The sequence below is a fragment of the Myxococcales bacterium genome (assembly GCA_012517325.1).
GTDB lineage: Bacteria > Lernaellota > Lernaellaia > Lernaellales > Lernaellaceae > JAAYVF01.
In genome coordinates this window covers 10,766-32,500 of sequence record JAAYVF010000023.1, presented here as the reverse complement: position 1 = coordinate 32,500, position 21,735 = coordinate 10,766, and the positions used below count along the sequence as shown (strand labels likewise).

Below are 21,735 nucleotides of genomic sequence, written 5' to 3'. Positions count from 1 at the left end.
GATTCAATCATGCCTACGGCATGAAGCACCAAGGCAAGCAGACATGTGGTTTCCGGCTGGCGCACGGAAAGACGGCGAGGGTTTTTATCGCGGCTGCTAAGCCGCTCCTACACCAGTCAGGTCGCTTGCGCTCCTGGTGTGATTTCCAGCTTACGGTGAAGGTTTATATCGCGGCTGCTACCCTTCGACTGTGCTCAGGGCGGGCTCTTCGGCGCCGCTCAGCGCTTGGAAAATATCGCCAGCCGTTTATTCCTGCGGTTCGATCACCACCTTGAGCGAAGCGTCGCCGCGCGCGACCAGCGCGAAGCCTTCCTGAATCCGCGCCAGCGGCAGCACGTGCGTCACCATGTCCCGCGCCCGGAAACGGCCGGCGGCGATCAGGTCCAGCGCCTGGATGTGGTCAGCCGGCGCGCCGGCGTAGGTGGTCGTCAGCGTGCGGTCGAGCCGCCAGAAAAAGCGGTTGATATCGAGCGGGAATTTCACGCCCTCGTCGGTCGGCGCGAAGACCAGCACCGTCGCTCCGCGCTCGGCCGAATCCAGCCCCTGCTGAATCGCCGCGCCCGCGCCGGACGTGACGATGACGCGGTCGGCCAGCCGGCCGTCGTTGAGCGCCCGCAGCTTTGCCGCGTCGTACTCCGCCGCCGTGAACGTAGCCGTCGCGCCGAACCGCGCTGCCTGTTCCAGCCGGTAGGGCGAGAGGTCGGTAGCGAAGATTCGGCCGGCGCCCAGGGCGCGCGCCAGTTCGACGTGCATCAGGCCGGAGACGCCGACGCCGATCACCAGGACGCTGGCGCCGGGCGGAATGCCGATCTTGTTCTGACCGCGCAGGACACAGGCCAACGGCTCGGCGAACGACGCCTCGACGTACGACAGCCCGTCGGGAACGCGGTAGACGCCGCGGTCGACGTTGATCGCCGGCAGGCGCACGTACTCGGCGAAGCCGCCCGGATAAAACTTGGTGCGGTGCAGCGTTTCGCAAGCCGTCGGATGGCCGGTGCGGCAATAGTGGCAGGTGTGGCACGGCACGTGATGGCTGGCCGCGATGCGGTCGCCGACCTGCCAGGCCGTCACGCCCTCACCGACCTCGGCCACCTCGCCCGCCACCTCGTGGCCCAGCACGAGCGGCACCTTGTCGCGGCGGTACCATTCCATCACGTCCGAGCCGCAGATGCCGCTGGCGTGGACGCGCAGCAGGATTTCGCCGGGGCCGATCACCGGCTTCGGCTGCTCCTCGATTCGCACGTCCCGGTTGCTGTAGTACATCGCGACGCGCACGGTCGGTCCCTCCGGCGGTTACGGGCGCGCCGCGCCCTTGGCCCGGTACGATTCGTAAATCTCGAACGCCTCGTTCGGTTTGGCGTTCTTGTGCACCACGGCGCGCACAGCCTTGATCATGCCCAACGGCGAATCGCTCTGGAAGATGTTGCGGCCCATGTCGACGCCGACCGCGCCGTGTTGAATGGCGTTGTAAGCCAGTTCGAGCGCTTCTTTCGCCTCGAGCTTCTTGCCGCCCGCGATCACCACCGGCACGGGGCAGGTTGAAGTAATTTTTTCGAAATCGTCGCAGTAATAGGTTTTGACGATGCTCGCGCCCAGCTCGGCGGCGATGCGGCTGGCCAGCGCCAGGTAACGCGCGTCGCGCACCATCTCGCGGCCGACCGCCGTGACGGCCAGCACCGGGATGCCGTACCGCTGTCCGGCGTTGACCATTTCGGTCAGGCTGAGCAGCGATTGCCGCTCGTATTCGCCGCCGATGAAAATCGACAGCGCCACGGCCGACACGTTCAGGCGGATCGCATCTTCCATGTCCACCGTCAGGCCCTCGTTCGACAATTCCTTCAGGATGCTCGCGCCGCCCGAGACGCGCAGGACGATCGGTGTGTCCTTGGCCTGGCCGGGGTCGGTGCAGGAGCGCAACAGGCCGCGCGTCAGCATAAGGGCGTCGGCGTGCGGCAGCAGGGTTTTAAACAGCGGCTTGGGCGCGCCCAGGCCGGTCGTGGGCCCCTGGAAGTAGCCGTGATCGACCGCCAGCATGACGCAGCGGTTGTCCTTCGGATCGATGATCCGCGCCATCCGGTTTTGCAGTCCCCAGTCCATCTTTTCCTCCTGATGCGGAAGGGTGGTTTTGGTTCAAAAAAGGCACTTTAACACGCCAATGGTCGATGCACAAATTGAGGAATCGCCGCTCGGTGACAGTCCACGGGTTCAAATCCACTTCAGCGCGACGGCAAAGAGCAGCCAACCGCCGAGGGCCAGGGCGGCCCAGATCGCGAAGACGATGGTTTTCGCGCGTAGCGAGAAGCGATCGTAGAACCAGGCCAGCAGATAGAACGGCGCGCAATAGCCGATGACGAGCAGGTAGATGTTCGGCCATTTCCACCACCAGTATTCCCAGACCAGGGCGCCCCACTGGTTGAGCAGCACTTCCACGAAAACACAAAACAGGCCAAGCAGCGCCGGGATCAGCAGCCGGTTGGGCAGGCCCAGCACTTTCACTTTTTTATCGGCCGGCAGCAGCTTGATCAGCACGAGGCCGGCCACCGAAAACATGGCGGCGATTTCGATATTGAGGCCGGTGGTGATCAGGTAGGCCGTCTCACCGGGCGTACACCACATTGGCGCGTAACCGGTGATGTACAGCAGCAGCGAATTAAGAATTTCGTACAGAAACTCGTTGATCCAGAACGTCAGCCCGGCCACGACCGCGTGCCAGTTCCTTTTTTCAACCTCGGTGGCGTAGGCGTAGATCACCCCGGCGAGCAGCGCCACGACATACCATTGAAAATGATCCGGCGAACGCAAGATTTGCAGCGAGCGAACCGCGGCTTCGGTCATCGGGCGTTACCTCCGGGACAATCGGCAATCACGGCAATCATTCCGGCCGCTCAACTTCGGCCTCCGGCTTCCGCACGGAACGACGGTTAATGACAATCGCTTCGGTCGATAAACGCAAGGCCGGCGGACGGCCGCCGGCCTCGGCGATGAATCAGGAGTCGCGAATCTCAGTCGAGCTTTTCCTGTTGCGCCTTGCGCAGCAGCACCTTGTAGTCGTAATCGACGCGGCGCTGGATCGCTTCCACGTCTTCCTTGGTCAGGTGGCGAAAGCGGCCTTGCAGCTTCAAGTACTCGAACACCGGAATATCGCGCGGTTCGATGTTGATGCGGTATTCCTCGCCGTGGAAGACCTCGTACACCGGAAACACCTTGGTGTAGGTGGCCAGACGGGCGATCTCGATCGTCTGCTCGCTCGAGGTTTTCCAACCCGGCGGGCACGGCGACAGAATGTGGATGAACTTGGTGCCGCGGATTTCCTTCGCCTTCTTCACCTTGGCGATCAGGTCTTCCGGAAAAGCCACGTTGGCGGTGGCTACGTACGGCGCTTTATGCCCGGCGAGAATCTGGACCATGTCCTTCTTCGGCCCCTGCTTGGGCGAATTGGCCGGCGTGGTGGTCGTCCAGGCCTTGTCGGGCGTGGCGCCGGACCGCTGGACGCCGGTGTTCATGTAGGCCTCGTTGTCGTAGCAGAAATAGATAACGTCCTCGTTGCGCTCGGCCGCGCCCGACAGGGCCTGCAGGCCGATGTCGAAGGTGCCGCCGTCGCCGGCGAAGGCCATCACCTGGGTCTTGGTGTCGCCCTTCATGTCCAGCGCGGCCTTGATGCCCGAGAGCGCCGCGCCGCTGGTTTCGAACGCGGTGTGCAAAACGGGCACCTTCAGCGCGTTGTAGGGAAACATGCCGGCGATGATCGTCCAGCAGCAGGCCGGCTGCACGACGATCGTATCGGGGCCCATCGCCTTGAGGACGTGGCGCATCGCGGCCGAACCGCCGCAACCCTGACAAGCCAAGTGACCGCTCATCATCAGCTCTTCGCGGGGATAGTTCTCTCTCATGGCTTCAACCCTTTCCAGTAGATCAGGCGGTCGGCCTTTTTCATTTTTTCGGCTTCGGCGACCACCTCGGCGAGTTGGTCGGGCGTGATGTCGCGGCCGCCCAGGCCCATGACGTAACCGAAGACCTGGGGCGCCTTGGTCTGACCGGCCAGCGCGCCGCGCAGTTCGTCGGCCCAGATGCCGCCCTTACCGAAACTGATGTTGCGGTCGATGACGATCGCCCGTTTCTTGCCGAGTAGAACGCGGCGAATTTCGGCGGTCGGGAACGGCCGGAAATAACGCAGCTTCAGCACGCCGACACGTTTGCCTTCGGCACGCAACTTCTTGATCAGCACACGGGCCGGGCTGGTCGTGGTGCCGGTGGTGATCAGCACGGTTTCGGCGTCGTCGCAGTCGATCGCCTCCACCAGGTCGTAGCGGCGGCCGAAGTGCGCGGCGAACTCATCGCCCACCGTGGGGGCCAGTTCGATCGCCTGGTCCATCGCGGCCTGGATCTTCGAGCGCATTTCCAGAAATACGTCGGGCTGCACCAGGCCGTTGAAGGCGTGCGGATCTTTCGGGTTGAGGTAGAACTCCGGTTCGTAAGGCGGCAGGAAGGCGTCGACTTTTTCGATGTCGGGGATGTCGACCGGCTCGTAGGTGTGCGACAGGAAGAACGCGTCGTAGCACACCATGACCGGCAGCTTCACCTGCTCGGCGAGGCGGTAGCCTTGCAGCACGGTGTCGAGCACTTCCTGGTTGTCCTCGACGTAGATCTGGATCCAGCCGGTGTCGCGTTGCGCCAGCGAATCGGTTTGATCGGCCCAGATGTTCCAGCCCGGGGCCACGGCGCGGTTGACGTTGACCATGACGATCGGCAGCCGCGCGCCGCCCGCCCAATGCAGCATTTCGTGCATCAGGAGCAGGCCGTTGGACGACGAGGCGGTGAAGGTGCGCACACCGGTCGACGAGGCCGCGACCACGCTGGCCATCGCCGAGTGCTCGGATTCTACCTTGAGGAACTTGGCGTCGAGCCGGCCGTCGGCGCACATCTCGGACAACTCTTCCACGATGTGGGTCTGCGGGGTGATCGGATAGGCGGAAATCACCTTGACGCGCGCCAGCATCACCGCCCAGGACGCCGCATGGTTTCCCATGAGCACTTTTTTCATGGCTTACTCCTCCCCTAGAACCATTGCCGAGCGGGGACATTCCTTGACGCAGATGCCGCAACCCTTGCAATAGTCGAAGTTGATGTCGTAGCCGTAACCGCCGTCCGTTTTGTGGGCGATGGAGACGTCGGGACAGTACATGTAGCAGTTGTCGCACATCGTGCAGACGCCGCAGTGGAAGCAGCGTTCGGCGGCGTGCCGGGCCTGCTCGTCGGTCAGGCCGAGGTGGATTTCGGCGAAGCCCGCCAGGCGCTTCTCGTCGGCGATCCGCGGCATGACGTCGCGCGGTTCCTTTTCGAAGTGCCAGACGTTGATTTCCTCGAAGGGCACGACGTGCTTCTGGCCGATGATCTTGCCGTGGCTGGCCCCCTGGCCGGTGTACTGGGCCATCGAGACGCAGCCGCGCTGGCCGATCAGGATGTTGCCGCCGATCGCGGCCACCGTTTCGCCGCGCAGGTAGCGGTCGATGGCGATCGCGGCGCGCTTGCCGTCGCCCAGGGCCTGGGCCACGTTCTGCTGGGCGCTGGCGATGTCGCCGCCGGCGAAGACGCCGGGATGGCTGGTGAGGCCGAACTCGTCGATGGCGATCTTGCCCCACTGCCGCTTCACGTCGGCCGGCAGGAACTCCAAGTCGCCGGCCTCGCCGATCGCCGTCACCAGCATGTCGCAGGCCGCGGTGAATTCGCTGCCGGGCACCGGCACCGGGCGCCGGCGGCCGGATTCGTCGGGTTCGCCCAGCTCCATGCGTTGCAGCACGACGCCCGCGACGCGGCCGTTTTCGACGACGACCCGCACCGGCGCGGCCAGCATCTCCAGCCGCACGCCCTCGTGTTCGGCGTCGTTGACCTCTTCCTCGAAGGCGGGCATCTCGACGCGGGTGCGGCGGTAGTAAACCGCGACTGCCGCGCCCAGCCGCCGTGCGACCCGCGCCGCGTCCACGGCGCTGTTTCCGCCGCCGATCACGATCACGTTCCGGCCGCATTCGAAGGGCTGGCTCAGGGCGACCTTGGACAAGAGGCCCAGGCCGGAAACGACGCCCGCGGCGTCCTCGCCCGGGATGTCGAGCTTGCGGTTGGCGTGTACGCCGGTGGCGACGAACACCGCGTCAGAGGCCGACAATTGCGCGAACGGAACGTCGCGGCCCACGTGTTTGTTCAGTTGAAAATCCACGCCCAGTGCGGCGATCGCGGCGACTTCCCGGTCGAGCACTTCGTCGGGCAGGCGGTAGGCGGGGATGCCGACGCGCAGCAGGCCGCCGGCCTTGGGCAGCGCGTCGAAAACCGTCACCCGGTGGCCCAGGCGGCGCAAGTGATAGGCCGCGGCCAATCCCGCCGGGCCGGCGCCGATCACCGCGACTTTCTTGCCCGACTCGGGCGCGAGCAAACCGACCGGCGCGCCGGCGTGATCGGCCGCGTAGCGTTCCAGCGCTTGAATCGACGTCGGTTCGTCGAAGTATTGCCGGTTGCAGGCCCGTTCGCAGGGGTGGAAGCAGACGCGGCCGGTGACCGCGGGCAGCGGGTTTTCTTCTTTCAAGAGGCGCCAGGCTTCCGCCGGCTTGCCCTCGCCGATCAGGCGGATGAATCCCTCGATATCGTTGCCCGCCGGGCAGGCTTCGTTGCACGGCGGTACGTGATCCTGGTAGCGCGGACGCAGATATCGCCAGCTCCCGGTACGATTCCAGAGCATCGTGGCGATCGACATCGCCATGTCGGGCATATCGTGCGCTCCGGCGAAAACAATCGGTTTGTATTCGGCCATGTTAACCCTCGTCGTTACAGAATGACTTGTTCGTAGGCTTGCCGCGCGGCCGTGGCGTTGGCGGCGGGCTTGATGGGCACTTCTTCCTCGATCGCCTTGCAGATCGAGTCGATCGACACCAGCCCCATCGCCTTGGCGCAGGCGCCGAGGATGGAGGTGTTGACGATCGGCTGCGCCGGCGAACCGAGCCGGTTTTTCGCCGCGATCGCCGAGGCGTCGACGCAAGCCACCTTGAACGCCGCCAGTTGCGGAAAATCGGCCGGCTTCTTGGTGGTGTTGATCAGCAGAATGCCGCCCTTACGCAGGCCCGACGTCACGTCGGTCGCCTCCATCAGCGTCGGATCCAGCACCACGACGTGATCGGGTGAATAGACGTTGTTGCGCAGCAGGATCTTCTCCTGGTCGATACGCAAAAACGCCTCGACCGGCGCGCCGCGGCGCTCCACGCCGAATTTCGGAAAGCTCTGCACCCATTGACCTTCCATGAACAGGGCGACGGCCATCACCTTACTGGCGATCACCGCCCCCTGGCCGCCTCGTCCGTGAAACCTGATTTCAATCATTGCCTTCTCCCGAGTTGGACGCCGCGGCAAACCACGGCGCGGCGTCGAAAGTCCGCTTAAACGGCGACGGGGCCCCCAGGCCCCGCCGTTCAGTTGGCGTATGGATACAGGACTATAATCGCCTTGGCATTTTTATGGCCGACGGCCCGCAACGTGTGCGGTATCTGGGCATAGAAATACAGGGAATCGCCCTGGCACAAGCGAATGTGCGTATCGCCGCTGATGAAGTCCAATTCGCCGTCCACCACGTGGATGAATTCCTCGCCGTCGTGCGACAACGGCGCTTCGTCGTGCGCCTGGGGCACGAATTCGACGAAAAACGGCTCCATGTGCTTGTGTGCCAGGCGATAGGCCAGGCTCTCATAGTTGTATGTCAGCCGGTCGCTCTGTTCCAACCGCGTGTCGTGCTGGATCGTCAGCCGTTCGTCGACCCGCGTCACCTCGATTTTGCCGGCTTCTTCCTCGTCGGTGAAAAAGTGATCGATGCCCACGCCCAGCAGCTTGGCGATGTTCAGTAGCGTCGCCACGGTCGGCGGTACGCTGTCATTCTCGATTTGTTGAAGCAGGATTTCGGAAATTCCCAGGCGATTCGCCATATCGCTCAAGGTTAGATGCTTCGCGTTGCGGAGGATTTCGATTTTGCGGCCAATCCCCAAACGTTTAAGCTGGTTGGCAATGCTGGGCGACATAAATCCTCCACGCCGCTGAAATGTGGTTTGTATGTATCATCTACGCCTTGGGGGCGCAAGGCCCGTTTCCGGCCCCGGCGAATCGAAACCTGCCGGATTGTGCTTTTAATTCAAAGTGTTAGAATTGCTATCCTGGGTTAGACGACAATAGAATTCTTCGGTTTGACCAACCATCGTCGCCGCCGAACGAGGCTGCCACACCTCCCGAAATGCCCGCTCGGCCATGGCTTTTGCCGACTCGCCCTCCCGCAACGCGAAACGCAAGCGCTCGGCGATGGTCGCGTCGTCTCCCACCGGCGCCAGAAGCCCCGTTTGTCCGTCGCGAACCAGTTCGGGAATCCCGCCCGCCGCCGTGGCCACCACCGGAATCCGCGCCGCCATGGCGTCGAGAATCGCCGTGCACAATCCTTCCGTGACGCTGGTCATGACAAATACGTCGAGCGCCGACAACCAGGCAGGTACGTCCTCACGCCAGCCCAGCCAATGCACGGCGCCGGCGATGCCCAACCGCTCGGCCTGCAACCGGAGCGATTCGCCGAGCGGCCCGTCGCCGATGAGGATCAATTCGGCCCGGATTCCGTCCCGGCGCAGTCGCGACCAGGCGGCCAGCAGATGAGCATGACCTTTGTGATCGACGAGGCTGGCCACATCGCCGACCCATGGCAGGGCCGGATCGAGCCCGAACTCGGCCGCCAGTTTCTCCCGGGCTCCGGGCACCGCCGCGAACGCGGGAACACCGCTGGAAATCACGGCGATCTTCGCCGCCGGCACGCCGCCTTGCACGAGAATCGCCTTCACCGCCTCGCTGATCGCGATATACGCCGCCGGGGCCGCGTATTTGCCGCGATTGAAAAAATGCGCGCGGACGGGAAAATCCACCCGTCGATGCACCACGAGCGGCGCCCGCATGCCGAACCAGCGCGCCCAGACCGCGAGCCCGTGCGGATGGCTGGCGTGCGCCGCGACTAACTCGACGCGGTTTTCCCGCGCCAACCCGGCCAACCGCAGAGCCGCCGCCAGGTCCCATTCGCCCCGACAGGCCATTTCGTGCACCCGAACGGGAGTGCCGGCGAGCCGCCGCGCCAGCGGGGTGCCGGGGCGCGTCGCCACGTGGGTCGGATGACCGCGGTCGGCCAGCCCGGTCGCCAGCAGATACACTTGCCGCTGACCGCCGCGCCATTCGTCGGCGAGGTCCACGTGCAAGGTGACGAGCGGGCGGCTTTCAACGGACATGATGCGGACGCTTCAATCCTTCATTTTGGCTTCGACCGCCGCGACCTTGTGCGCCATCGAGGTGGCCTTGTCGCGCCGGTCGTCGATCGTCAGTGACGTGGAGACGCGCCCGCTGCCGGCGGCGAAGCCGGCCTCGTGCGCGGCACGGACCGCCGCGAGGATTTCCTCGATCGAGCCTTCGAGCACCGTGGCCATCGGCGTCAGCCGATACCGGATGCCCGTGTCGCGAATCGCCGCCACCACCGCCGCGACCGCCCCGGAAAGCGAGGTGTCGCCGGTGCCGAGCGGGACGACCGTCAATTGCGCGATCGGCATGGATCTGCCCTCCGGCGGTTGCGATGAATCGTTCGCCCTGGTTTACCGCCAAACGAGGCCGCCAACAAGCAGCCGGGCGACAGCGAAAAAAAGCCACGCCGCCAGCGTGGCTTTATCCAACAGGAAAGATGATCAAGCGGATCGCCGGTCGTTTAGGACCCGCCGTCCGCTTGCCGAAGCTGCAGGTTGTTGCCGTCGGGATCGACGAAAGTGGCGAACCGGAAACCGTTCAGGTTCATCTCGCCGGTCAGGAAGAGAACCTCTTGTTTTTCCAATTCGCGCATCGAGACCTTGAGATTCTGGACATCGAAAACCAACGTCGCGCCGCCCGCCGGATTGAGTTCGTCCTCGTCGGTCAGCCGCAGGCCCACGCGCGTTCCGCTGGCCGGATGCCGCAATTCAGCCCAGCCGGCTTCATCGTTCTGGTAATCGAGAACCAAGCCGAGCGTTTTCCCGTAAAAATCGCAAGCGCGTTGCAACTGGGTGACTCCGAGCCACACCAACACGCCGGTGCCTTCTCCGAGCATGCTTGATACCCTTTACCGTCGGCGGCACGCAACGACCGTGCCGGAGTCCGTGCCGATTGAAATCTTGCGGAGTGCCAATTGGATTTTTCCTACCCTATCCCTACATTCTTTGCAAGTGAAAATTGCAGCAGCCCCGGGAAAAATTCAAGATATTGTGTATCTTCGCCGCGCAGGATGCCACTGTTGGTATCGAGTGAAAATTTCCCCAATGTTCGTTACTGTCATAATATTTTCATAAAAATCCCGTAAAACCCCGCCTTTTGCTTGACAGGCTTCCGGCAAGCATGCTAGCGTTTCACGAAATTTTTCATTCACGGGAGATCGCTTTGTACACCGAGTACTACGGCCTGAAAAAACTGCCGTTTTCCATCACCCCCGACCCGGAATTCGTCTTCATGTCCAGTTCGCACCATGAAGCCCTGGCGCAGATGCTTTACGGCATCCAGGAGCGCAAGAGCCTGATGGTGGTGACCGGCGAGGTCGGCGTCGGCAAGACGACGATGATTTATACGCTGCTCTCGCAGCTCGATCCCGAAACGAAGGTGGCGATTCTCTTCGATACGCACGTCGATTCGATGAGCCTTTACCGTTACCTGTTCGCCGATTTCGGCATCGAGGAAAAAGGCGGCGAACGGGCCGAAAACGTCTTGATTCTGCGCAAATATCTCGAAAAACGGCTGGATAACGGCAAGAAAACGATCCTGATCATCGACGAAGGCCACAACATGTCGGAAGAGATCTTCAACGAGATCGTCTTCCTGACCAACCTCGAAACGCGCACCAACAAATTGCTGCAGATCATCCTCGTCGGCCAGCCGGAACTGAAATTCGTCCTGAACAGCCACAAATTCCGGCAACTCAAACAGCGCATCAACCTGCGCACCGAAATCAAACCGCTGACCTACAAGGACGCCAAGGCCTATATCCTGCACCGCCTCTCGCAGGCGGGCGCGCAGAACCCCGAGATCTTCACCGAAGGCGCGATCGATCTGGTCTATCGCCACAGCAAAGGCATCCCGCGCCTGATCAACACCATTTGCGACAACGCCCTGCTGCTCGGCATGGCGCGCAAGCAGAAACAAGTGGCGGAAGAGTTCATTCAGGAGACGATCGAAGACCTGATGCAACTCAACGCCGACGAAGAACCGGAGGAACAGGCCCCGAAAGGCATGGCGTCGGTGGCCCCGGTCACCCTCAACCAACCTGCGGCGTCGGCCGCCGCGTCCGCGGCGCCGCGCGGCGCCGTGGCGGAAACGACCGAAATCGACGGCGAGGACGCGGCCGCGCCCAGCGAGCGCGAGGAAGTGCGCGTCGTGCGGCGGATCGTGCAGTTGCCCGACGGCCGCCAGGTCGAACAGAAAGTCCGTAAGGTGCGCAAAATCCGCACACGGCCGCGCGCCGGCAAACGGCCGCCGCTGCCGGCGGTCGTCGATCTGCCCGAAAAGGTCGGCATTCTGCGCATCTCGCACAAAACCTCGAAGGAAATGATCCCGGCGATCATCGGCGACGACCCGGCAGCGGTGCGGCAGTATCACGTTTTGTGGAACAAGCTGATTTCTTCCGAGGAAAACGCCAAACGGCGCGTTTTCCTGGTGACCAGCAGCGTCCCGCAGGAAGGCAAGACCGTCACCAGCATCAATTTCGCGGCGACGATCGCCCAGGAACCGACGGTGCGGGTTTTGCTGATCGACGCCGATCTGCGCGCGCCGAAGGTCAACGAAGTGCTGGGGATCGACGGCGCCAAGAACGGCCTGGCCACGGTGCTGCAGGGCAAATGCGATTTTTCTGAGGCGTTTTACAATTTCGAGTTGCCGCGCCTGTTCGTCATGCCCGCCGGCGAGGTGCCGCAGGATCCGTTCACCTATCTGATCAGCCCGAAAATGAGCGCCTTGCTCGAACGGGCGCGCGGTTTGTTCCATTACGTCGTCATCGATTCGCCGCCGGTGATCCCGATTCCCGACACGGTGCAACTCGCCGACATGGTCGACGGGGTCATCCTGGCGGTCAAAGCGCGCGTGACGCCGCGCGAAGTGGTCTCGCGCACCCTCGACGACCTGTACCAGAAGCCGATCATCGGCCTGGTGCTCAACGACATCGAAGGCCGGCTGGCGCAAGCCCGCGGCGGGCGCTACGGCGGTTACGGTTACGGCTACGGCTACGGCAAGTACGGATATGGTTACGGCCGGTACGGCAAGCCGTCGCATCCGGAAAGCATCGTGGAAAAGGCCGAGGAACCCCAAGTCTAAAGGAGACGGGCGCATGAAGGGGAGGATGCTGGTTCTGTTGTTCCTGACCGCGCTGTGGGCGGCGGGCTGCTTCGGCACGGGGGCGGTCAGCCCGGATTCGGCGGCCGTCAAGCCGGGCAACGCCGACGCGCAGATCGATACCAACGAATTCGTCATCGGGCCGGGCGACATGCTCGACATCAACGTCTGGAAAAACCCGGAATTCTCGCGCCAGGTGCCGGTGCGCCCCGACGGCCGCATCACGCTGCCGCTGGTCGGGGACATGCCGGCCGCCGGCAAGTCGACCGATCAATTGAAAAAGGAATTGAAGGAAGCCTTCTCCCGGTATCTCAACGAACCGACCGTGACGGTGATCGTCACCCAGGTCAATTCCTACCGCATTTACGTTCAGGGCCAGGTCGCCCACCCGGGGATTTATCCGATCACCGGCCGGACGACCGTGGTCCAGGCGATCGCCCTGGCGGGCGGCTTCACCGAATTCGCGGCGCGCGGCCGCCTGCTGATCCTTCGCCAGACCGCGAAGGGTTCGCAGCGCATCGCCGTCGATTACGACCGCATCGTCGGCGGCAAGGACAACGACGTGCCCTTGCGCCCCGGCGACACCCTCGTCGTGCCCTGACGTGCGCCGGCGACTGCCGCTGCTGTTGTTGCTGAGCCTGCTGCTGTTGCCGGTCACGGCGCGGGCGGCGGGCAAGGTTTCGCTGTTGCCCACCTTCAACCTGATGGGCGAATGGACCGATAATTTCCTGCTCACGCCGGAAAGCGTCGCCGACGAGAAGTTCGCCGCCTATTCGGTGACCTTCGAACCGGGCCTGCGCCTGCGCTACGACACCTTCCGTCACGAAGCGTTCATCGGCATCGCGGCCGGCTTCCGCCACGTCATCGATCACGAGCAGTACGACGGCTGGCCGGAATTCTATACCGGCGGCCTCGGCTGGTCTTACTGGGTGACCCCGACCCTGCGCACCACCGTCGGCGACGAGATCATCTACACCACCGATCCGCGCGACCAGCCGTTCTCGCGGAGCACCACCCTGGAATCGCTGCGCACCGAATCCATCGCCAACCGGCTCTTCGCCACCACGACCTGGAACCTCAGCCGCACCTCCGTCCTCGAAGGCGGCTACTCCTTCTACACGACCGAATTCAAGGAACCCTCGTTTTTCGATACGGTCGAACATCAATTCAACCTGACCTGGACCAAACAGTTCGACCCGTCCTACGCCTTTCTGACTTTCTACGACTTCAACCGCGCCCTCTATTCGCAGCATTTCGACTTTCTGCGGCATTACTGGGACCACGATTATTCGATGGATCCGTCCTTCCCGGTGCGAATGGAGAACCGCGCCGATTTCGACACGCACACGCCTGGCGTCGGCCTGCGTTACACGGCGACGCCGAGCCTGTCGTTCGAAACCCGGTCCGGGGTGATTCTGCCGGCGGTGGAACGCAACGGCGCCTACCAGCTCGACGACCTGCAATGGTTTCAGCGGATGGACATCGTCAAGCTGTTCTGGCGGATGCAGGCCAGCGCCTCGTACCAGCGCAATTACGCGCCGGCGCACGGCTTGGAAGGCGCGGTGCTCGCGCAGTCGGTCACGGCCCGCCTCGACGAGCGCTGGACGCGGCACATCGAAACCTACGAGGAAGCCGGTTACACCAATTACCTGCAAACGGTCACCGACATCGACGCCTGGCGCGCGACGGGCGCGTTCAACTACTACTTCTTCAACTGGCTGGGTCTCGGCGCCGCTTACAACTACCTCGAGCAACAAAGCCATCCGGTGGCCGAGGGCGACGGCGACCGCATCGTGGCCCATCGCATCACCCTGCGCCTCGCCCTCACCTCGCCGCGCCCGGACTGGTTGTCGTTTTAACAGGTTGTTGAAAAAGGCCGTCCTGGCCTTTTTCAACCGCGCTCAACAAAAAGCGTGGTTTTTATTTCGCTTCATTTTCGGCAGCGCGTCACTCAACACCGGAGGTTCGGATGAAAGCGTTTCAGGATTACTACCCGGATTCGGTCAGCCATTGCTACGGTTGCGGCCGCCTCAATGAGCATGGGTTGCAAATCAAAAGCTATTGGGACGGCGAGGAATCGATCTGCACGTTCACCCCATGGCCACAGCACGTCGCCATTCCGGGTTTCATTTACGGCGGGCTCATCGCCTCGTTGATCGATTGCCACAGCACCGGCACCGCGGCGGCCGCCGCCTATCGCGCCGAAGGCCGGGAAATGGACACCCAGCCGCCCCGCCGGTTCCTGACCGCCTCGCTGCACGTGGACTTCCTGAAACCGACACCGGCCGGAGTGCCGCTCATCGTGCGCGGCAAGGTCGAGGAGGTAAAGGGCCGCAAGGTCGTGGTCAGTTCCACGCTCACCGCACAGGGCGTCGTATGCGCGCGCGGCCGCGTGGTGGCCGTTCAGGTGCCGGATGATTTGATGCCGGAATGATCGCCGCAGGGGGATCGTCAGCCATTTCCCTCTCCTCGGGTCGACCGCCGACAAATCATCGGTCGACCGGCCGGCATGAATCGGCGCGGAACCGGCAATCCAATTGCGTCTCGCGTTTAGAAGAGTAAAATGCAATTAATGGTTCTTTTTTGAGGATCGACCGATCATTGGATTCATGGCGTCGTTTGATGCGAGAAAAGACTTTTTCTTCCTTTGTTCGAGTACAGAAAAAAAGAAAATTCCGTCCGCGAGGCCAAAAGAGAAAAATGAAGCGAAAAAATTGGCTTTCCTTTGCGGTCACGGCCATGCTGATTATTGGTATTTTTTTCATCTGGTGGACCGCGCGCATCGCCGATCGCCGACAGCGCGACGTTTTACTCGATCAGGGGCGTTTGGTCGCCCAAACGATTGATTTCGCCCAACTCCAAACGATCACCGGTACGGAAGCGGACCTGAATTCATCCACTTATCTCCACCTGAAAGAGCGTCTGACACTGATTCGGTCGATCGACACCAAATGCCGTTTCATCTATCTGACCGGCCGCCGCATCGACGGCGCCGTATTCTTCTTGGTGGATTCCGAGCCCCCCGATTCCAAGGATTACTCCCCGCCCGGACAAACCTATACCGAAGCCTCGGCCGATTTTCGCCGCTTGTTCGACACCGGACAATCCGCCGTGCAAGGCCCTTACACCGACCGGTGGGGAACCTGGGTCAGCGCCCTGGTGCCCATTCTTGATCCGCATGGCGGCGCCGTCGTGGCGGTGCTCGGCATGGATATCGACGCTTCGACCTGGAAACGGGAAATCATTTCCCAGATCGCCCTGCCGATCGCCCTGATGACCCTGGTGTTGGTCTTCGGACTGTTTCTGATTATCCAGCGCCGCGCTCACCGGGAAATTCAGCAACGCGAACGAGAACTGCGGGAGAGCGAGGATCGTTACAGCAACTTCATCGCCAACGCCGGCGAGGGCATCTTTCGCATCGACCTGAATCCACCGGTGGCGATCGATCAGCCGCGGGAAATTCTGGAAACGCAGATCGCCGAACGCGCCGTCATCGGCGAGGTGAACGTCGCGTTATCGGCCATGTACGGTTTGCCGCCCGATAAGATGGTCGGCCATCTCGTCACCGAGTTCGCGCCGAACTGCGGCGCGCAAATGGCCGATTTGGCCGGCTCGTCCGATTTTAAAATCGCCGAAAGGGAAGAACAGGAAGTTGCGGCCGACGGCCGGCCCGTTTATATCGTCGAAAGTTACCGCGGCATCGTGGAAAACGGCCTGCTCAAGCGCGTTTGGGGAGTGCAACGAAACATCACCGCCCGCAAGCTGGCCGAGGAAGCGAGGCGCGGGTCGGAAGTTTTTCTGAACCGCATTTTCGAAGACAGCCCCTTCCCCATGTGGATTTCCGACGCGCAAGGCTCCCTGATCCGTATCAACAAAGCCTGCTGCAAATTACTGAACATCACCGCCGACGAAGTCCTCGGCCAGTACAATATCTTTCAGGACAACATCGTCGAGGAACAGGGGTTCATGCCGCTGATCCGGCGGGTCTACGAAAAAGGGGAAGTGGTTCGGTTTCCCCTGGTTTGGAACAGCGGCACCCTGCGATCTCTCCAATTTCAAAAAACCGTGGATATCATCATCGAAGTCAATGTGACCCCTGTACTGGACGCGTCCGGCCGCGTCAAACACGCCATTTTCCAGCATGAGGACATCACGGCGCGTAAAAAAGCGGAAGCGGCGTTGCGTCGTAGCGAGGAAGACTATCGCACGCTCTTCCAATTCATGGAACAAGGCATTGTTTTTCAGGATGCCGAAGGGCGGATCACCAATGCCAATCCCGCCGCCGAAAAAATTCTCGGTCTGTCCCTGGAGCAATTGCAAGGCCGCAAATCCATCGATCCCGCCTGGCGTTCCATTCACGAGGACGGCATGCCGATTCCGGGCGAAGAGCACCCGTCGATGGTCGCCCTGCGAACCGGCAAACCGCTTCTCGGCAAGACGATGGCCGTGTTTCAGCCGCAATTCAACGAAATGCGCTGGATCCTCATCGACGCGATGCCCGAATTCCTGCCCGGCGAATCGACCCCCTATCGCGTTTTTACGATTTTTTCGGATATCACCGAGCGCCGCAAAGCCGAGCAAGAACTGCGCGAAAGCGAAAACAAGTACCGCGAGCTGACCGAACGGATCAACGACATCGTCTGGTCGCTGGATACGGAAAGCATGCGTTTTCTCTATGTCAGCCCCTCCATTAAGAAACTGCTGGGCTATACCCCGGAAGAGATTATCGCCCAGCCGTTGGAATTCTCCTTCCAACCGGAGGAAAGGGAAAAGTGGACGGCAGTGCTTCGGCAACGAGTCAGCGACTATCTTTCCGGAAAGGTGCCGCCGGATCACACCTATCGCGATGAAATCGAACAACCACACAAGGATGGGACGGCGATCTGGACCGAAATCGCCACCACTTTTTATCAAAATCCGCACACCGGCAAAGTGGAAGTGCACGGCCTGTCCCGCGACATTTCCGAACGTAAACGAGCCGCGCAAGCCTTGAAAGAAAGCGAAGAGTGGTATCGCGCGCTGGTCGAAGCTTCGCCCGATCCGATCCTGGTGTACGACCTGCAAGGCAATATCCTTTCCGCCAGCCGGCAAGCGCCGCTGCTCTACGGCGTGGAAACGGTCGAGGAATTGCTGGCCGACATGAAAAACATCATGGACCTGTTGGACGAGGAAGATCGCCGGAAAGTAGCCGCCAACATTGCCCGGTCGCTGAACAGCGGACATTCCGAAACCATGGAATATCGCATCCGCCTGAAAAACGGCGGCCGGGCGCTGGTCGAAGCACACTCCTCGACCCTGCGCGACGCCGACGGCAATCCCCGCTATTTCATCAGCCTGATTCGCGACATCACCGAACGCAAGCAAGTCGAGACGGCGCTTCGTGAAAGCCGGGAACAATTGCAAAGCATCTTCCGCGTGGCGCCCACCGGTATCGGGTTGGTTCGGAACCGAATCAATTTTGAGGTCAACCAGCGCCTCTGCGAAATGACCGGCTACACGCCGGAGGAACTCCTCGGGCAAAGCGCCCGCCTTTTGTACCCGACCCAGGAAGAATTTGAGTACGTCGGCACGGAAAAATATCGCCAGATCGCCGCGCAAGGAACCGGCGCCGTGGAAACGCGCTGGCGGCGCAAGGACGGCTCGATCATGGACATCTGGCTGGTCTCGACACCGATGGATCCGCGGGATCTCGCCAAAGGCGTCATTTTCACCGCGTTGGATATCACCGATCGCAAACGGGCCGAAAACGCTTTGCGCGAAAGCGAGGAACGCTTCCGCAGCATTGTCGAGGCCTCGCCGATGGGAATGCACATGTACCGCTTGGAAGCGGACGGCCGTCTGATCTTCACCGGCGCCAACCCGGCCGCCAACCGCATCCTGGGCTTGGATCACCAACCATTTATCGGCAAGACCATCGAGGAGGCGTTTCCACCCTTGATCGAGACGGAAATACCCACGCGTTATCGCGAGATCGCGAAAAACGGCGGCCTTTGGCAAACCTCATCCGTCACTTACCGCGACAATCAGATTCACGGCGCCTATGAGGTCTACGCTTTTCATTCCGGCGCCGACACCATGACGGCGCTTTTCCTGGACATCACCGAACGGCTGATCGCCGAGGAGCGAATTCGCCAAAGCGAACAAAAGTTCCGCGACATGGCCGAGCAATTGGAAGATGTGCTCTATACCACCGACGATGAAGGCAAGGTCACCTACATTACTCCTTCGGCGACAAACATCTTCGGTTGGCGACCCGAAGAAATGATCGGCCGGGTGTTCCCCGAATTTCTGCCCGCGGATCAGATTCCGATCGCCATGGAAAAATTTCGGGAAGCCATGGCTACGGGTAAGCGCACCACCCGGCTGGAATTGCTCATCAAACGAAAGGATGGCGGCACGTTCAACGGCGAAGTGAGCGGTTCGCTGGCGCAGGCCGGCGAACAATCCGTCGGCACCCTGGGATTGATCCGCGACATTACCGAGCGCAAACGCGCCGAGACGGCATTGCGCGAAAGCCAGGAACGGCTGCAAAGCATCTTCCGCGTGGCGCCCACGGGCATCGGCGTGACACGCAACCAGATCTTCCAGGAAGTCAACCAACGCCTCTGCGAAATAACCGGTTATTCGCAAGAAGAGCTAATCGGACAAAATGTTCAAATGTTATATCCGACGATCGAGGAGGCCCAGCTCACCGGTGAGGTGTTATTCCGCCAAATTGCCCAAAAAGGCACCGGAACGCAGGAAATCCGCTGCCGTCGAAAGGACGGCAGTATCATCGATATTTTATTGTCGTTGACGCCGATGTCCCCGGGAGACCCCTCCGTAAGCATCACTTTTACGGCTCTGGACATCACCGAGCGCAAACGGGCCGAGATCGCGCTTCGGGAAAGCGAGGAACGGTGGCAGTACGCCCTCGAGGGCGCCGGCGACGGCGTCTGGGATTGGAACGCCCAAACCAATCAGGTTCTCTTTTCGAGTCAATTGAAACGGATGTTGGGTTATGAGGATGACGAGTTCGGAGAGGATTTTTCCGCCTGGGATCGACTGGTTCACCCGATGGATCGCGAGCACGTTTATCGCGATCTCGACCAGCATTTGGCGGGTCAATCACTGACTTATGTCAGTGAGTATCGGATGCGCTGCAAGGACGGAACCTACAAATGGATTCTAGACCGTGGCAAGGTGATCAGTTGGACGCCGGACGGCAAGCCGTTGCGGGTGATCGGCACTCACTCCGATATCAGCCAACGAAAACAGGCCGAGGAAGAAAAAGCGCGCCTCACCGCCATCCTGGAAAGCACGACCGACCTGGTGGCGATGGCCACGCCGGACAGCCAGCTCACCTATTTGAATCCGGCCGGCAAGCAAATGCTTGGCTGGGCCGCGGATGAAAGAGTTGCCGAGCATCAGGTTGCCGACGTTCATCCGGCCTGGGCCACGAAAATGATCACGACCGAAGCCTTTCCGACCGCCGCCCGCGACGGTGTCTGGAAAAGCGAATCGGCGATTCAACATCACGACGGGCGGGAAATTCCCGTTTCGCAAGTCATTCTATCCCACCCGGCCTTCGACGGATCGATCGAGTTCTTCTCGGCGATCATGCGCGACATCACCGAGGAAAAACGCGCCGCCGCGGAAATGGTCCGGCGCGAGCAAATGCTCCTGCGCCAGACGACGCTCGTGCTTTCGCTCATGCAAGAGGGTTCGCTTTTTCAAGGCAATCTCGATAAATCGCTGCAGGAGTTGACCGAGGCCTGCGCGGAAATCATGGCCACCGAGCGGGTCAGCGTGTGGTTGTATTCAGAGGACTATCAGCGCCTCGAGTGTGTCGACCTTTTTGAGCGCAGCCCCCGGCGACACTCCCAGGGCCAAGCCTACGATTGTCGTGATTTTCCTTCTTATACGCAGGCGCATCAGCTTGGCCAGGTCATTGCCGCCACGGATGTTTACACGGACCCGCGGACGCGCGAGGTTCCGGAATCCTACCACCGGGACAACCGCATCTGCTCGCTTCTGGATGCGCCGATCTGGCTGCAGGGGCGGATGGGCGGGTTGTTGAGTTTCGAAGCGGTCGATCAGCCGCGTCAATGGGCACAGGACGAAGAACAATTCGCAATCAACATGGCCTCATTGGTTTCGCTGGCTTTCGCGGTCAGAGATCGCCGGCAGGCCGAACAGGAAAAGGACAAGCTGGAAAATCAGTTGCGCCAGGCAATGAAGATGGAAGCCGTGGGGCGGCTAGCCGGCGGCGTGGCGCACGACTTCAACAACCTGCTGACGAGCATCTCCGGTTACACCGAAATCCTAATGGGCGATTTGCGCCAGGGCGATCCGATGCACGCCGATCTGTCGGAAATCCAGAAGGCGGCCCAGCGAGCGGCTTCGCTGACCGCCCAGTTGCTGGCCTTCAGCCGCAAGCAGGTCATCGACCCTCGGGTGATCGACCTCAACGAATTGCTGGCCGGCGCGACCAAGATGCTCAAACGGCTCATCGGCGAGGATATCGAGCTCGTTTTCCGGCCGGCGAAAGACCTGGGCTCGGTGAAAGTCGATCCGCACCAAATCGAACAGGTCATCATCAATCTGGCCGTCAACGCGCGCGACGCCATGCCCGACGGCGGCAAGCTGACGATCGAAACCGCCAACGCCGAGATCGACGAGGAATACGCCCGCGGTCATCTGGACGTCAAACCGGGCGCGTATATCCAACTGGCCGTCAGCGATGACGGGTGCGGCATGTCGCCGGAAATCCAGGCGCACCTGTTCGAGCCGTTTTTCACCACCAAGGAAAAAGGCAAGGGCACCGGCCTCGGCCTGTCGATGATCTACGGCATCGTCCGGCAAAACAGCGGTTTCATCAACGTCTATTCGGAAATCGGCGTCGGCACCGTGTTCAAAATCTACCTGCCGCGGGTTACCGGCAAGGTCGAATCCGTCGCCAAGGGAATCCAGGCCGCTTTACCGACCGGAACGGAAACCATCCTGCTGGTCGAGGACGAGGACATGGTGCGCAACCTCGCCCAGAAGGTGCTGGAGCGGCAGGGGTACAAGGTGATCGCGGTCGACCACGGCGGCCGGGCCTATTTGCTGGCCGAGGATCCCGCCGTTCGCTTCGACCTGCTGCTGACCGACGTGGTGATGCCGAACATGAACGGCCGGCAGTTGTACGAAAAAATCCTTTCCTTGCGGCCGGGTCTGCGCGTACTCTATATGTCGGGCTACACCGAAAACGCCATCGCCCATCACGGCGTGCTCGATGAAGGCACCAACTTCCTGCAAAAGCCCTTTGCCATCGACAGCCTGGTGCGCAAAGTGCGGGAAGTGCTCGACGGCAAATAGGGGCGC

The 21,735-nt window shown here is 61.6% G+C and carries 16 protein-coding genes; 5 read left to right on the top strand and 11 right to left on the bottom strand.

Features of this window, described 5'->3' with window-relative positions; all coding sequences use genetic code 11:
- Positions 1-246: 246 nt before the first annotated feature.
- The 11 genes from GX444_04625 to GX444_04575 form a co-directional block, all read right to left on the bottom strand.
- The gene (locus tag GX444_04625) at positions 247-1,263 is read right to left on the bottom strand and encodes an alcohol dehydrogenase catalytic domain-containing protein (protein ID NLH47872.1); all 1,017 of its coding nucleotides are present in this window, start codon (positions 1,261-1,263) and stop codon (positions 247-249) included.
- Positions 1,264-1,293: 30 nt separating this feature from the next.
- Positions 1,294-2,097: a 3-hydroxy-5-phosphonooxypentane-2,4-dione thiolase gene (gene lsrF / locus GX444_04620; GenBank protein ID NLH47871.1), complete on the bottom strand. Its 804-nt coding sequence runs from the start codon at positions 2,095-2,097 to the stop codon at positions 1,294-1,296.
- A gap of 108 nt (positions 2,098-2,205) precedes the next feature.
- A complete protein-coding gene (locus tag GX444_04615; GenBank protein NLH47870.1) occupies positions 2,206-2,835 on the bottom strand; it encodes a hypothetical protein in 630 nt (209 codons plus the stop codon).
- Positions 2,836-3,002: 167 nt separating this feature from the next.
- Entirely contained in the window at positions 3,003-3,890 is an 888-nt protein-coding gene (locus GX444_04610; protein NLH47869.1) for a pyruvate synthase subunit beta, read from the bottom strand.
- Positions 3,887-5,041 (bottom strand): pyruvate ferredoxin oxidoreductase, encoded by a 1,155-nt coding sequence (gene porA / locus GX444_04605; protein ID NLH47868.1) that lies wholly within the window; start codon positions 5,039-5,041, stop codon positions 3,887-3,889. Before porA ends, GX444_04610 begins: the two co-directional genes overlap by 4 nt.
- Before the next feature lie 3 nt (positions 5,042-5,044).
- Positions 5,045-6,799 carry an FAD-dependent oxidoreductase gene (locus tag GX444_04600; protein NLH47867.1) on the bottom strand — a complete coding sequence of 585 codons (1,755 nt, stop codon included), beginning with the start codon at positions 6,797-6,799 and terminating at the stop codon, positions 5,045-5,047.
- A gap of 14 nt (positions 6,800-6,813) precedes the next feature.
- Positions 6,814-7,362, bottom strand: a complete 549-nt coding sequence (locus GX444_04595; GenBank protein NLH47866.1) for a pyruvate ferredoxin oxidoreductase — start codon at positions 7,360-7,362, stop codon at positions 6,814-6,816.
- An 89-nt stretch (positions 7,363-7,451) separates the two neighbouring features.
- A complete protein-coding gene (locus GX444_04590; protein ID NLH47865.1) occupies positions 7,452-7,967 on the bottom strand; it encodes a cupin domain-containing protein in 516 nt (171 codons plus the stop codon).
- Positions 7,968-8,156: 189 nt separating this feature from the next.
- Positions 8,157-9,284 carry a glycosyltransferase family 4 protein gene (locus tag GX444_04585; GenBank protein NLH47864.1) on the bottom strand — a complete coding sequence of 376 codons (1,128 nt, stop codon included), beginning with the start codon at positions 9,282-9,284 and terminating at the stop codon, positions 8,157-8,159.
- Positions 9,285-9,296: 12 nt separating this feature from the next.
- On the bottom strand, positions 9,297-9,599 hold the full coding sequence (locus tag GX444_04580; GenBank protein NLH47863.1) for an MTH1187 family thiamine-binding protein: 303 nt from the start codon (positions 9,597-9,599) through the stop codon (positions 9,297-9,299).
- 152 nt (positions 9,600-9,751) lie between these two features.
- Positions 9,752-10,126, bottom strand: a complete 375-nt coding sequence (locus GX444_04575; GenBank protein NLH47862.1) for a VOC family protein — start codon at positions 10,124-10,126, stop codon at positions 9,752-9,754.
- Between the two features lie 326 nt (positions 10,127-10,452).
- Between GX444_04575 and GX444_04570 the strand changes: the two genes are divergently transcribed.
- The 5 genes from GX444_04570 to GX444_04550 all read left to right on the top strand — a co-directional run bounded on the left by GX444_04570 (position 10,453) and on the right by GX444_04550 (position 21,729).
- Positions 10,453-12,372, top strand: coding sequence for a polysaccharide biosynthesis tyrosine autokinase (locus tag GX444_04570; GenBank protein NLH47861.1), 1,920 nt, complete (start codon positions 10,453-10,455; stop codon positions 12,370-12,372).
- 13 nt (positions 12,373-12,385) lie between these two features.
- Positions 12,386-12,991 carry a sugar ABC transporter substrate-binding protein gene (locus tag GX444_04565; GenBank protein ID NLH47860.1) on the top strand — a complete coding sequence of 202 codons (606 nt, stop codon included), beginning with the start codon at positions 12,386-12,388 and terminating at the stop codon, positions 12,989-12,991.
- A gap of 1 nt (position 12,992) precedes the next feature.
- Positions 12,993-14,249 carry a hypothetical protein gene (locus tag GX444_04560; GenBank protein ID NLH47859.1) on the top strand — a complete coding sequence of 419 codons (1,257 nt, stop codon included), beginning with the start codon at positions 12,993-12,995 and terminating at the stop codon, positions 14,247-14,249.
- Between the two features lie 110 nt (positions 14,250-14,359).
- Positions 14,360-14,824 carry a PaaI family thioesterase gene (locus GX444_04555; GenBank protein ID NLH47858.1) on the top strand — a complete coding sequence of 155 codons (465 nt, stop codon included), beginning with the start codon at positions 14,360-14,362 and terminating at the stop codon, positions 14,822-14,824.
- Positions 14,825-15,090: 266 nt separating this feature from the next.
- The gene (locus GX444_04550; protein NLH47857.1) at positions 15,091-21,729 is read left to right on the top strand and encodes a PAS domain S-box protein; all 6,639 of its coding nucleotides are present in this window, start codon (positions 15,091-15,093) and stop codon (positions 21,727-21,729) included.
- Positions 21,730-21,735: the final 6 nt, after the last annotated feature.